We start from the raw sequence: 11,714 nt of genomic DNA, 5'->3' as shown, positions 1-11,714 counted from the left end.
AGCCCGGCTAAACCGTTGCGCGCGCATCGACTTTGTAACGAAGGGGATGCGTGATGAGTGACGACCGTTACACCGAAACCACGACGACCAACGCCCAGCCGACCCACACGACGACGATCGTCGAACGGCGCGGCGGCGGCGGCGGCCTGCTGATCGGCCTGGCCGTCCTGATCGTCGTCGCAGTCGGCGCGTTCTTCCTGTTCACCCAGAACAGCAGCGAGACGCGCAAGGACAACGCGATCGCAGGCGCCGCGACGTCGGTCGGCTCGGCCGCGAAGGATGTCGGCGACGCCGCGAAGAAGGCGGTGGACTGAAGCCTGCCCTTGGGGAGAGTCAAACTCACTCTCCCCGTTCGTGCTGAGCTTGTCGAAGCACCGTTCTACGAGCTCAGCACGGACGGTTTTTAGTGCGGGGTCTACCGCAAACAGGCATCCAGCCCCTGATTGCCCACCACCGAAATCCGCCGCTGGATCAACCCGGCATAGCGCCCGGTAAAGCCCCGCGGAGCGATCCCGGCGCGCTTCTTGGGCAGCGGCAGGACAGCTGCGATCTGCGCCGCCTCCCGTGGGCTCATCTTGGCGGCGCCGTGCTTGAAATAGCGCTGCGATCCGGCCTCGACGCCGTAAGTGCCGATGCCCGTCTCGGCGACGTTGAGGTAGACTTCCATAATCCGCCTTTTGCCCCAGATCGTCTCGATCAGGACAGTGAAATAGGCCTCCAGCGCCTTGCGAACATAGCCGCCGCCCTGGAACAGGAAGACGTTCTTGGCGGTCTGCTGGCTGATCGTCGATCCGCCCCGGATACGCCCGCCCTGTGCGTTGCGATAGGCGGCGGCAGCGATCGACTTATAGTCGAAGCCGGAATGCGAGCAGAAGCGCGAGTCCTCCGCAGCGATAGCGGCACGCGGCATGTCCGGGTCGATCCGCTCGAGTGGGGTCCAGTCCTTGGTCACGCCGTGCCCGGACACGACGTCGCCCAGCATCGTCCAGGTGATCGGCGGCGGCACGAACCGGTAGACGACGGTCATCACCACGCTGACGATCAGAAAGGCGAGCAGCAGCTTCGCCAGCCACCTCATGACGCGGCGGAGAAAGCCGGTACGGGCCGGGCGGCGGGGCGGACGAGCGGTGGCGGCCATGCCGCCCTGCTAACCGCCGCGGCGTCGCAAGGGAATATGGGTCATTGCATTGCCGTCGGGCGACCCCATAGCATGGCATGATGCGCATCCTGCCGATCCTGCTCACCGCCCTCGTCGCAACGCCCGCCCAGGCGCAGGGTCTGCGTGACTTCTGCGCCGACCGACCCGGGCTCGGCACGCCGGCTTGCACGCTCGATCCCGGCCATGTGATGGCGGAGACGGGGCTGGCCGACTGGACGCTCGACCGCTCCGCCGGACAGCGGACCGACACGACGACGCTGGCCGACACGCTCCTCCGCATCGGCCTGGATGCCCAGACCGAGGCGCAGGTCGGGTGGACTGCCGTCGGCCTCCAGCGTCAGCGTGACGCGAGCGGGATGGTCGAGCGATCGGCCGGCGTCGGCGATATGACGCTGGCGCTGCGCCGCAACTTCAGCAATCCGGACGGGTCGGGCGTGTCCGTCGCCGCGATGGGTATCGCCTCCCTGCCGACCGGCGGGCAGACGATCGGAGCGGGCGACTGGGGCGCGGCGATGCTGGTGCCGATGAGCGTCGACCTGCCGGGCGGCCTCAACCTGCAACTGACGCCCGAGGTGGATGCCGCGGTCGACGAAGACCGGCACGGCCGCCACCTCACCTACGGAAGCGTCGTCGGGTTGCAGCTACCGTTCGGCAAGTCCTTGTCAGCGACCGGCGAGCTGTCGGTCTTTCGCGACGACGATCCCGGCCAGCATGTGACCAAATCGATCGCCGGCGTGTCGCTGGGCTGGCAGCGAGGCAAGAACCTGCAGTTCGACGCCGGGGCAAACGTCGGGCTGAACCGGACGACGGACGACCTCGAACTCTATGTCGGGGTCGCCCGCCGGTTCTGATCAGGCGGTGGCGGGGATCATCCGGTTGCCGCCGGCCAGGCGCATCATCGCCTTTTGCAGCTTCTCGAACGCACGAACCTCGATCTGGCGGACGCGTTCGCGGCTGACGCCATAGACCTGGCTGAGTTCCTCCAGCGTCTTCGGATCGTCGGTCAGGCGGCGCTCGGTCAGGATGTGCTTCTCGCGCTCGTTCAGGTCGTCCATCGCCGTCACGAGCATGTCGTGGCGCACATCGGCTTCCTGCGCATCGGCGACGATCTTGTCCTGCAACGGCGCGTCGTCGGCCAGCCAGTCCTGCCACTGTCCCTCGCCATCCTCGCGCATCGGGACGTTGAGCGAAGTGTCGCCGCCCATCGCCATGCGGCGGTTCATCGACGTGACCTCTTCCTCGGTCACGCCCAGGTCGGTCGCGATCTTGGTGAGATGTTCGGGCGACAGGTCGCCTTCCTCGAACGCGTCGAGCTTCGACTTCATGCGGCGCAGGTTGAAGAACAGCTTCTTCTGCGCGGCCGTTGTGCCCATCTTTACCAGCGACCAGCTGCGCAGGATGAATTCCTGGATCGACGCGCGGATCCACCACATGGCGTAGGTCGCCAGGCGAAAGCCCCGGTCGGGCTCGAACTTCTTCACGCCCTGCATCAGGCCGATATTCCCTTCGGAAATCAGCTCGGACACGGGCAGGCCATAGCCACGATAGCCCATCGCGATCTTCGCGACCAGACGCAGGTGGCTCGTCACCAGCTGTGCGGCGGCATCGGGGTCGCCATGATCCTGAAAGCGCTTGGCGAGCATATATTCCTGCTCGGGCGCAAGGATCGGAAACTTCTTGATCTCGGCGAGATAGCGGTTGAGGCTCGCCTCACCGCCGAGCGCAGGAATCGTCGCTGGGACGTTGCTGCTTTTTGCCATGATCGTACCTTTCTCCTTGCTGGACCATGCCGCACCGCGGCAAAGGTCCCTGACCTTATACTCGAAGCTGGTTGAACAGTTCCTGCATGTCAGCCGGCATTTCGCTTTCGAACGACAAAGCGATGCTTGTGATGGGGTGAATGAACCCCAGCCGGGCGGCATGCAACGCCTGACGGTGGAAACCGAGTGTTTCCAAGAGCGCCCGGTGCGACGACTTCGTCCGGCCGTAGACCGGGTCGCCGACGAGCGGATGGCCGAGCGATGCCATGTGGACGCGCACCTGATGTGTACGCCCCGTTTCCAGCCGACATTCGACGAGCGCGGCGTCGCGAAGTTCACGAAGTTCACGCCAATGCGTGATCGCGTGCTTACCGCCCGAGACGATCGCCACCTTCTTGCGGTTCTGCGGCGAGCGGGCGAGCGGTGCGTCGACGACACCTGCCTTCACGCGCGGCCGGCCCGACACGATCGCCTTGTACCGCCGGTCGATGCTGTGTGCCTTGAACTGGCGGGCGAGTCCCTCGTGCGTGCGGTCGGTCTTGGCCGCGACCATCAGGCCCGACGTGTCCTTGTCGATCCGGTGGACGATCCCCGGTCGCGCGACGCCGCCGATGCCCGACAGCGAGCCCTGGCAATGGTGGAGCAGCGCGTTCACCAGCGTGCCGTCGAGGTTGCCCGCCGCCGGGTGCACGACGAGCCCGGCCTGCTTGTCGATGACGATCAGATGCTCGTCCTCGTACACGACGTCGAGCGCGATATCCTGCGGTTCGTTGTGCGCCGGCGTCGGGTCGGGCACGGCGATGTCGTAGAGGCCGTCGCCGACCGCCTTTTTCGCCGGGTCGCGGACCAGACCGGCCGGGCCCGTGACGGCGCCGGAGGAGATCAGCACCTTCAACCGCTCGCGCGACATGGTCGGCACGGCGTCGGCGAGCGCACGATCCAGCCGCCAGCCATCGGCTGCCGCGGCAATCCGCGCTTGAATGATGGAAACCCCCCGGTCCATGAGTGGCACCCAAATGGGAAAGAGTGTCGAAATTTCAAGCCGCATCCTGGCCGAAATCGCTGCCGAGGCGGCATCGATCGAGGATCGTGAAATTTGCGGCCTGCTGTTCGGCGACGACGACCGGATCACGGCTCACATACGATGCGCAAATGTCGCTGCCGAGCCGGAGCGCCGTTTCGAGATCGATCCCGCTGCACTGATCGCCGCGTATAGAGCGGAGCGGGGAGGGGGCGCGCGGATCATAGGGTGCTATCATTCGCACCCTTCGGGCGACCCCGCGCCGTCGCGGACGGACGCGGCCGATGCCGTAACGGAAGGCTGGATCTGGTTGATCGCGGGCGGCGGCCCGATTCGCGGCTGGCGGGTGGTCGCCGGCGGAGAACGCCATGAACGGTTCGATCCCGTCGACCTGCGCCCGATCGATGCCATGTGAGCGGTTGCGGCGAGCGCCCGCTTGCCTGTAAGGCCACGCGCTTCCCCAGGAGCATTGCCTTGCCGACATCTTCGACCGAATTCGCCAGCTTGCTCTGTTCGCGCCTGTGCCACGATCTGTTGAGCCCCATCGGGGCGCTCAACAACGGGCTGGAGCTGCTGGCGGACGAAACCGATCCGGAAATGCGCCAGCGCTGCCTGGAGCTGCTGAGCGAAAGCGCGCGGGCATCGGCGAACAAGCTGAAATTCTTTCGCCTGGCCTTCGGTGCGGCCGGTGGCTTCGGCGAGCGGGTCGACACGCGCGAGGCGCAGGCCGCGGTGATGGGTCTGTTCGGCGACAATCGCCGCGTGAACATCGGCTGGATGATCGAGGACCCGACGCTGCCGAAGGGCGCGATCAAGGTGCTGCTCAACCTGACCCTGATCGCGGGCGATGCACTGGTGCGCGGTGGTCAGCTGGATATCGGCGCCGAACAGCGCGACGACCATGTCGAGATCGTCGTGCGCGGTGAGGGGCAGCGGATCGTGCTGGACGACGAACTGCGCGGCGCGCTGGCGGGGACCTCGGCGGGCGCGATCACGCCGCGTGCGGCGGCGGCGCATCTGGCGCGATCGCTCGTGACCGAAAACGGCGGCTCGCTGCAAATTTCGCCGCCCGATGCGCCCGTCCTGATGTTCGGTGCGATCATCAACGCGACGTAACCTCGTGCCCTCCCCTGCAAGGGGAGGTGGCAGGCCGCAGGCCTGACGGCGGGGTGTCCAGGTGTCCGGAGAGGGTTACACCCCTCCGTCGCGCTGACGCGCGCCACCTCCCCTTGCAGAGGAGGATTGTTGGGGCAGCCGACGCCCGCTCGTTTCATCATCGAAACCTCCGGCGACGTAAACGCCGATTTAACCGCACCTGTCTCAAGGTCCCGCCGGATTGCCAGTGGGGACCCAGGTGGACGAGTTACTCCAGGAATTCATCGCGGAGACGCGAGAGACGCTCGACGTGCTCGCGGGCGAGATCGTCGCGTGGGAAGCCGATCCCACCGATCGCGGGCGGCTGGATGCGATCTTCCGCTTCGTCCACACGGTCAAGGGGAGCTGCGGCTTCCTGGATCTGCCGCGCCTCGCCCGGCTCAGCCATGCCGCCGAGGACGTGCTGGCCGCGGTGCGCGACGGCAAGCGCATGCCCGACCGCGCGCTGGTCAATGCGGTGTTGGCGGTCGTCGACCGGATCGGCGAGCTGGTCGAGGCGATCGACGCACAGGTCGCGCTCGACGACTCCGGCGAAGACCTGCTGATCGCGGCGCTGGCCGAGGGGCGGGAGTTCGTCGTGCAGGCGCCGGCTCCGACGGGACACCGCAGCGCTGCCCGCAGCGTTCGACTGAACGTCGACCTGCTCGACCGGATGATGTCGGGAATGTCCGACATGGTGCTGGCGCGCAACGAACTCGCACGGCGCGTCCGTGAGGAAAATCCCGACCCCGCGCTCGAAGCCGCGCTCGAACGCCTGTCCGCGACCGTCGCCGACATGCGCGAGACGGTGACGCGGACGCGGATGCAGAAGATCGATTCGCTGTTCTCTGCGCTTCCGCGCATGGTCCGCGATACTGCCGCAAGCCTAGGCAAGTCGGTGTCGGTGACCGTCGAGGGCTCGGACGTCGAACTCGACCGCGAGATGATCGAGGTACTGCGCGACCCGCTTGTTCACATCGTCCGTAACTCGATCGATCATGGGATCGAGGCGCCGGCGGTGCGTCGCGCGCTGGGTAAGCGCGAAAATGGTCGCCTGACGGTCAGCGCGCGCCAGGCCGGCAACCAGATCATCGTCGAGGTGATCGACGACGGCGCCGGCATCGACACTGACCGGCTCATCGCCAAGCTCGCTTCCAACGGCGCACGCGACGAACGCGACCTGCGTGCACTGTCGGCGCGCCAGCAGCTCGACCTGATCTTCGAGGCCGGCCTGTCGTCGAAGGACGAAGTCACCGAAATCTCGGGCCGCGGCGTCGGCATGGATATCGTCCGCGCCGCCATCGAGCAGATCGGCGGCCGGATCGAACTCGACAGCACGCGCGGCAAGGGATTGCGCATCGCGATCCATGTGCCGCTGACCCTCTCGATCATTCCGACCATCGTCGTGGGCGTCGGCGATCAGCGCTTCGCCATTCCGCGCCAGGCGATCGAGGAGATCGTGAGCGAGGAGGGCGAGGCGATCCGCATCGATCACGTCGGCAGCGCGACGCTGGCGACGGTCCGCGACCGCCGCCTGCCGCTGCTGCCGCTCGACGAGCGCCTGGGGTTGAAGCGCAACCGCGATACACAGATGCTCGTCATCGTCGGCATCGGCATCGGCAGCTATGTGCTGGCGGTCGATTCGGTCCATGATACCGAGGAACTGGTCATCAAGCCCGCCGCGCCGGCGATCATGGCCTGTGGGCTGTTCGCCGGGCAGACGCTCCCCGATAACGGCCGTCCGATGCTGATGCTCGACTGCTCCGGCCTCGCCGCCGACGCCGGGCTGGTCTTCACCCGCGAGACGCCGGTCGACGAAGACGCGGTCGAAGCCGAGGTTCCGGGCATTCAGGCGCTGTTGTTCCGGGATGTCGACGATACGCTGCGCGCCCTGCCGCTCGCTGCAGTCGACCGTATCGAAACCGTCGCCGCGGCGCGGATCGGCGTTTCGGGCGGCAAGCTTCGCCTGATCGTCGATGAACAGATCATTCCGCTGATCGCCAGCGCCGACACGTCGGCCCGCCCGACGATCGACGTCGTGCGGATGACCGATGGGGCCGGCGAGATCGGCTATGCCATTACCGAGGCGCTGGATATCGTGGCGCTGCCCGACACGATGGCCGATCCGGTCGTCCCCGGCATGGTCGCCGGCGTCGCGCTGATCGACGGCGAACCGGTCGAGGTCATCGATCCGTTCTGGCTGTTCGCGACCGAGCGGGCGGAGGGCGAGGCGCCGCCGGTGCGGCAGCCGACCTGCCTGATCGGTCGCGATCCGTGGCTGCGGGGCTTCGTTGCGCCGATGCTGGCGCGCGCCGGCTACCGCGTCGTCGAGGAGGATGCCGGCGGCACCGCCGATGCGGTCCTGCTGCTCGATGGCCAGGGTGCCGACGGGCACGGCAGCGACGATGCCATCCGCCTGACCGCCGGGGCAGCATCGACGCCCGGCGCGATCTACCGATACGACCGCGCCGCGATCCTGGCTGCGGTCGAGGCCAGGGTGGCGATCCGCCACGGCGATGCGAAGCGGGCGGGAGTCGGCCGATGAAAGATCTGTTCCTCATTGCCCATATCGCCGGCCGGACGGTCGCGATCGGCTCCGACCAAGTCGAATCGGTGGTCGACATCGCCGAGGTGACGCCGGTGCCGCGCGCGGCGTCGCTTGTCCTGGGGCTGTCGGCCCTGCGTAGCCGCGTGGTAACCGTGATCGATACGCGGATCGCCCTCGGGCTCGACGGCGGCAGCGGGACGGGTCGCGCGGTCATCGTGCGCGTCGACGGGCATCACTACGCGATGCTGGTCGATGCTCTGGACGACGTATCGGCCTTCGCGCTCCAGCCCCTGGCGAACGGCACCGCGCTCGCCCCCGAATGGCGCGCGATCGCGATCGGCATTGTCGAGCGGGACGAAGAGCCGGTGCTGGCGATCGATCTGGCCGGCCTGGTGCCCGGTGTTTCGACGGCGCTCGCGGCCTGAACGAAATCCGGTTGGATTAACGCGTCCCTTACCCCTTGCGACGCATAAGCGTGATCGCAGTCGCGTAGAAGAAAGTGATCAGATGAAGACCTGTCTCGTCGTCGATGATTCCAAGGTAATCCGAAAGGTTGCCCGACATATCCTCGAAACGCTCGACTTCGAGGTGCGCGAGGCTGGCGACGGTCGCGAGGCGCTCGACAGCTGCCGCGAACTGACGCCGGACGTCATCCTGCTCGACTGGAACATGCCCGTGATGAGCGGGATGGATTTCCTGCGCGCCCTGCGGGATTCGGAGATCGCCAAGCGGCCGAAGGTCGTCTTCTGCACGACCGAGAACGGCATGGCCTATATCCGCGCCGCGATCGAGGCGGGGGCCGACGAATATGTCATGAAGCCGTTCGACCGCGAGACGCTGGAGAGCAAGCTGCAGATCGTCGGCATGGCCTGACGCGCGTCCGCGTAGAGGCCAGAGCCATGTCCATTCCCAGTCCCAGGCCGGTCGCCGAGGCGGCCGTGCGCAGCGTCCTGATCGTCGACGATTCGATCGTCGCACGTGCGGCACTCGGCCGGATGATCGACGCGACCGACCGCTATGTGGTCGTCGGCGCGGTCAGCGGCGTGCGTCCGGCACTCGAATTCCTGAAGCGTCACCGCGTCGACATCGTCCTGCTCGACCTGCAATTGCCCGAGATCGACGGGCTGACCGGCCTTCCCGACCTCCTGGCCGCGGGGCAGGGGGCGAAGGTGCTGGTCGTGTCCGCAACCGCCGGGGAAGGCGCGATCGCGACGATCCAGGCGCTGGCGCTGGGCGCCGCCGATACGCTCGCCAAGCCGGGTATCGGCGACTTTGCCGGGCGTTTCTCGGACTTGCTGCGCGAGCGGCTGGATCGGCTTGGCAGCGTCGACGAGGTTGCGACCGCAGCGCCGCGCGCGCCAGTGTCTGCGCCGCAGCAGTCGATCAGCCCGTTCGACATCGTGGCGGTAGGCGCGTCGACCGGCGGCATCCATGCGCTGAGCGCGATGCTGCGCGCGATCCCGCCGGCGTTCCGTCAGCCGATCCTGATCACCCAGCATCTGCCGGCATCCTTCATGCCCTATTTCGCGGCACAGCTTGCGCTGATCGCGGGGCGTCCGTGCGACGTCGCGGAGGATCACATGCGGATCCGCCCCGGCCGCATCATGATCGCGCCGGGCCACGCCCACCTCTGCTTCGCGCGGACCAGCGACGGCGCGGCGGCGCGGCTGTCGCGTGAGCCGGCGGTCAGCGGCTGCCTGCCATCGGTCGACCCGATGTTCGCGTCGGCCGCGCAGGTGTTCGGCAAGCGTGCGCTCGGCGTCGTGCTGAGCGGGATGGGGCGCGACGGCAGCATTGGCGCGCGCGACCTGCTGGGCGAAGGCGCGTCGGTCATCGTTCAGGATCGCGGCAGCTCGGTCGTGTGGGGCATGCCCGGTGCGATCGCCAATGCGGGAACGGCGACCGCCATCCTGCCCCCCGATGCGATCGGGCGCCTGATCGCCGAGCAGGGGGTGGGGAAATGACCGCGCTCGTCGGTACCGGCGGTACGACCGACGCCGGCACGGCCGCAGCGATCCGAACGATCGCGACGATGTTCGAACGGCGTACCGGCCAATTGCTCGGCCAGCAAAGGATGTGGCGGGTCGAGTCGGCATTGTCGCCGATGCTGCGCGATCTGGACATGAAATCACTGGCACAACTGTCGGTGCGGCTGAATGCCGCGGGCGAGGAACCTCTTGTGCAACGTGTGGTCGACGCGCTGATCAATCACGAGACGTCGTTCTTCCGCGACGCGCCGGTCTTCACGATGGTGGCGGATGCGGCGGTCGCGCTGCACGCCGCCGCGCCCGACCGGCGGCTGCGTATCTGGTCGGCGGGCTGCTCGACCGGGCAGGAGCCACTGAGCCTGGCGATGATGCTCGACGAGCGCGGACTGCCCGACACCGCCTATGACATCATCGCCACCGACGTGTCGGCCGATGCCGTCGCGCGCGCACGGCAGGGCAGCTTTACCCAGTTCGAGATTCAGCGCGGCCTGCCGATGATGCGGATGATCACCTGGTTCGACGGCGACGACCGGAGTTGGACCGCGAAGCGCGAGCTGGTCGGCCGTATCCAGTTCCGCACCCACAATCTGGTGTTCGACGCGCCGCCTCCCGGTCACTTCGACGTGATCCTTTGCCGCAACGTGCTCCTGTATTTCGCGCAGGACGTTCGCCGTCAGGTCTTTTCGATGTTCGCCGACGCGCTGCGGCCATCCGGGCTGCTGGTGCTCGGCGCGGGGGAGACGGTGATCGGCCAGACCGACCGGTTCGATCCGTCGACGCAGTGGCGCGGCGCCTATACGCGGGTCGACTGAGCGGCATTGCCGTCAGCGGCTATCGACCGTAGGTTGACCGCCGCGCATGGACTTCATCGACTCGCCTTCGCCCAATTTCGACGAACGCCTGCTGCCGGTGTCGGCGATCGTGCTGCATTATACCGGCATGCTTGACGGCCCATCGGCGCTGCAACGCCTGTGCGACCCGGCCGCGAAGGTCTCCTCGCACTATCTGGTGTATGAGGATGGGACGGTCCATCGCCTGGTCGCGGAGGACAAGCGCGCCTGGCATGCGGGCAACTCGCATTGGCGCGGCATGACCGACCTGAACAGCGCATCGGTCGGGATCGAGATCGTCAATCCGGGCCATGAGTATAAATACGTTCCCTACCCCGACGTGCAGATCGACGCGGTCATCCGGCTTGTGTCCGAGATCAAGGATAGGTGGCAGATCTCGCGGGGCAACGTTGTCGGCCATTCGGACATCGCACCGGCGCGCAAGCGCGACCCGGGCGAGCTGTTCCCGTGGCATCGCCTCGCCCGCCTGCGCCTCGCGCTACCGCGACCCACGAAGAACCTGATCGATCCGCAGTGGACCGAAGCCGGCTTCCTGCTGGCGCTCGAGCGTTTCGGCTATGACGTGACCAATCCGATGGCGGCGATCGTCGCGTTTCAGCGGCGGTTCCGACCCGAACTTGTCGATGGCGAGATCGATGCCGAATGCCGGATGATCCTGCTGGCGCTGTTGTTGCCAAAACCCCAAGGGGACGACTAAGGCCGACCGCGCCAGAGGGTCGGGCGGCCGCGGGTGTCTTCACGACACGCGAGGAAAGTCCGGGCTCCACGAAACGACGGTGGCGGGTAACGCCCGCCGGGGGTGACCCCAGGGACAGTGCAACAGAGAGCAGACGTCCGGGTCTCGACCCGGTCACGGTGAAAGGGTGCGGTAAGAGCGCACCGCGCGACTGGTAACGGAAGCGGCACGGTAAACCCCACCGGGAGCAAGACCGAATAGGGATGGCATATGGGCCTCGTTTCGGCCCGTCGTCCGGGTTGGTTGCTGGAGGCGGCGCGCGAGCGTCGTCCTAGAGGAATGGTCGCCTATCCTTGCCGCGAGGCGAGGTGGACAGAACCCGGCTTACAGACCCTCTGGCGCTTCGCCGAGGCGATTAGCAGTAGCTAATCGCCGGTGCGGCGAGCCGCACGGCGAAGCGCGGCCGGCCTCGTGCAACGAGGACCGACGGGCACGCGATTAACTCGCGTGCCCAAGCCAGCCGGCAATCCTGATGCGCCCGATCCCCAAGCTGATATACCTCGAACCCACACCGATT

At 67.1% G+C, this 11,714-nt stretch carries 13 protein-coding genes and 1 other RNA gene; 11 read left to right on the top strand and 3 right to left on the bottom strand.

Annotated elements, in window-relative coordinates:
* Positions 1–53: 53 nt before the first annotated feature.
* Positions 54–314 (top strand): hypothetical protein, encoded by a 261-nt coding sequence (locus ACFSC3_RS14865; protein WP_380941210.1) that lies wholly within the window; start codon positions 54–56, stop codon positions 312–314.
* A 101-nt stretch (positions 315–415) separates the two neighbouring features.
* On the opposite strand, the gene mtgA is transcribed toward ACFSC3_RS14865, so the two are convergent.
* Positions 416–1,138 carry a monofunctional biosynthetic peptidoglycan transglycosylase gene (gene mtgA, locus ACFSC3_RS14860; RefSeq protein WP_380941209.1) on the bottom strand — a complete coding sequence of 241 codons (723 nt, stop codon included), beginning with the start codon at positions 1,136–1,138 and terminating at the stop codon, positions 416–418.
* 77 nt (positions 1,139–1,215) lie between these two features.
* Here mtgA and ACFSC3_RS14855 point away from each other — a divergent pair, with 77 nt between their 5' ends.
* A complete protein-coding gene (locus ACFSC3_RS14855; RefSeq protein ID WP_380941208.1) occupies positions 1,216–2,010 on the top strand; it encodes a transporter in 795 nt (264 codons plus the stop codon).
* On the opposite strand, the gene rpoH is transcribed toward ACFSC3_RS14855, so the two are convergent.
* Both rpoH and ACFSC3_RS14845 read right to left on the bottom strand, forming a co-directional pair.
* A complete protein-coding gene (gene rpoH, locus ACFSC3_RS14850; RefSeq protein WP_380941207.1) occupies positions 2,011–2,919 on the bottom strand; it encodes an RNA polymerase sigma factor RpoH in 909 nt (302 codons plus the stop codon).
* 55 nt (positions 2,920–2,974) lie between these two features.
* The gene (locus ACFSC3_RS14845) at positions 2,975–3,922 is read right to left on the bottom strand and encodes an RluA family pseudouridine synthase (protein ID WP_380941206.1); all 948 of its coding nucleotides are present in this window, start codon (positions 3,920–3,922) and stop codon (positions 2,975–2,977) included.
* Here ACFSC3_RS14845 and ACFSC3_RS14840 point away from each other — a divergent pair.
* The 9 genes from ACFSC3_RS14840 (at position 3,921) to rnpB (ending at position 11,540) form a co-directional block, all read left to right on the top strand.
* Entirely contained in the window at positions 3,921–4,355 is a 435-nt protein-coding gene (locus tag ACFSC3_RS14840) for a M67 family metallopeptidase (protein ID WP_380941205.1), read from the top strand. The genes ACFSC3_RS14845 and ACFSC3_RS14840 overlap by 2 nt on opposite strands.
* A gap of 59 nt (positions 4,356–4,414) precedes the next feature.
* Positions 4,415–5,056 carry a histidine phosphotransferase family protein gene (locus tag ACFSC3_RS14835; protein WP_380941204.1) on the top strand — a complete coding sequence of 214 codons (642 nt, stop codon included), beginning with the start codon at positions 4,415–4,417 and terminating at the stop codon, positions 5,054–5,056.
* A gap of 238 nt (positions 5,057–5,294) precedes the next feature.
* On the top strand, positions 5,295–7,619 hold the full coding sequence (locus tag ACFSC3_RS14830) for a chemotaxis protein CheA (RefSeq protein WP_380941203.1): 2,325 nt from the start codon (positions 5,295–5,297) through the stop codon (positions 7,617–7,619).
* A complete protein-coding gene (locus ACFSC3_RS14825) occupies positions 7,616–8,047 on the top strand; it encodes a chemotaxis protein CheW (RefSeq protein WP_380941202.1) in 432 nt (143 codons plus the stop codon). The genes ACFSC3_RS14830 and ACFSC3_RS14825 overlap by 4 nt, the downstream gene beginning before the upstream one ends.
* An 82-nt stretch (positions 8,048–8,129) precedes the next feature.
* Positions 8,130–8,495 (top strand): response regulator, encoded by a 366-nt coding sequence (locus ACFSC3_RS14820; protein WP_380941201.1) that lies wholly within the window; start codon positions 8,130–8,132, stop codon positions 8,493–8,495.
* A gap of 26 nt (positions 8,496–8,521) precedes the next feature.
* A complete protein-coding gene (locus ACFSC3_RS14815; protein ID WP_380941200.1) occupies positions 8,522–9,586 on the top strand; it encodes a chemotaxis protein CheB in 1,065 nt (354 codons plus the stop codon).
* Positions 9,583–10,422 (top strand): CheR family methyltransferase, encoded by an 840-nt coding sequence (locus ACFSC3_RS14810; RefSeq protein WP_380941199.1) that lies wholly within the window; start codon positions 9,583–9,585, stop codon positions 10,420–10,422. The genes ACFSC3_RS14815 and ACFSC3_RS14810 overlap by 4 nt, the downstream gene beginning before the upstream one ends.
* A gap of 46 nt (positions 10,423–10,468) precedes the next feature.
* The gene (locus ACFSC3_RS14805; protein WP_380941198.1) at positions 10,469–11,158 is read left to right on the top strand and encodes an N-acetylmuramoyl-L-alanine amidase; all 690 of its coding nucleotides are present in this window, start codon (positions 10,469–10,471) and stop codon (positions 11,156–11,158) included.
* An 11-nt stretch (positions 11,159–11,169) separates the two neighbouring features.
* Positions 11,170–11,540, top strand: an RNA gene (gene rnpB, locus ACFSC3_RS14800) — RNase P RNA component class A.
* Positions 11,541–11,714 lie beyond the last annotated feature (174 nt).

This window comes from Sphingomonas floccifaciens (assembly GCF_042681125.1).
Classification (GTDB): domain Bacteria; phylum Pseudomonadota; class Alphaproteobacteria; order Sphingomonadales; family Sphingomonadaceae; genus Sphingomonas; species Sphingomonas floccifaciens.
Note: the sequence above shows the minus strand (reverse complement) of the source record. Positions and strands in the feature narration are given on the sequence as shown.

Bases quoted from the DNA above. Each gene is read 5' to 3' on its own strand.
- ACFSC3_RS14840 (WP_380941205.1), top strand. From the start codon at position 3,921: ATGAGTGGCACCCAAATGGGAAAGAGTGTCGAAATTTCAAGCCGCATC.
- ACFSC3_RS14845 (WP_380941206.1), bottom strand. From the start codon at position 3,922: ATGGACCGGGGGGTTTCCATCATTCAAGCGCGGATTGCCGCGGCAGCC.
- ACFSC3_RS14825 (WP_380941202.1), top strand. From the start codon at position 7,616: ATGAAAGATCTGTTCCTCATTGCCCATATCGCCGGCCGGACGGTCGCG.
- ACFSC3_RS14810 (WP_380941199.1), top strand. From the start codon at position 9,583: ATGACCGCGCTCGTCGGTACCGGCGGTACGACCGACGCCGGCACGGCC.
- mtgA (WP_380941209.1), bottom strand. From the start codon at position 1,138: ATGGCCGCCACCGCTCGTCCGCCCCGCCGCCCGGCCCGTACCGGCTTT.
- ACFSC3_RS14865 (WP_380941210.1), top strand. From the start codon at position 54: ATGAGTGACGACCGTTACACCGAAACCACGACGACCAACGCCCAGCCG.
- ACFSC3_RS14855 (WP_380941208.1), top strand. From the start codon at position 1,216: ATGATGCGCATCCTGCCGATCCTGCTCACCGCCCTCGTCGCAACGCCC.
- ACFSC3_RS14805 (WP_380941198.1), top strand. From the start codon at position 10,469: ATGGACTTCATCGACTCGCCTTCGCCCAATTTCGACGAACGCCTGCTG.
- ACFSC3_RS14815 (WP_380941200.1), top strand. From the start codon at position 8,522: ATGTCCATTCCCAGTCCCAGGCCGGTCGCCGAGGCGGCCGTGCGCAGC.
- ACFSC3_RS14820 (WP_380941201.1), top strand. From the start codon at position 8,130: ATGAAGACCTGTCTCGTCGTCGATGATTCCAAGGTAATCCGAAAGGTT.
- rpoH (WP_380941207.1), bottom strand. From the start codon at position 2,919: ATGGCAAAAAGCAGCAACGTCCCAGCGACGATTCCTGCGCTCGGCGGT.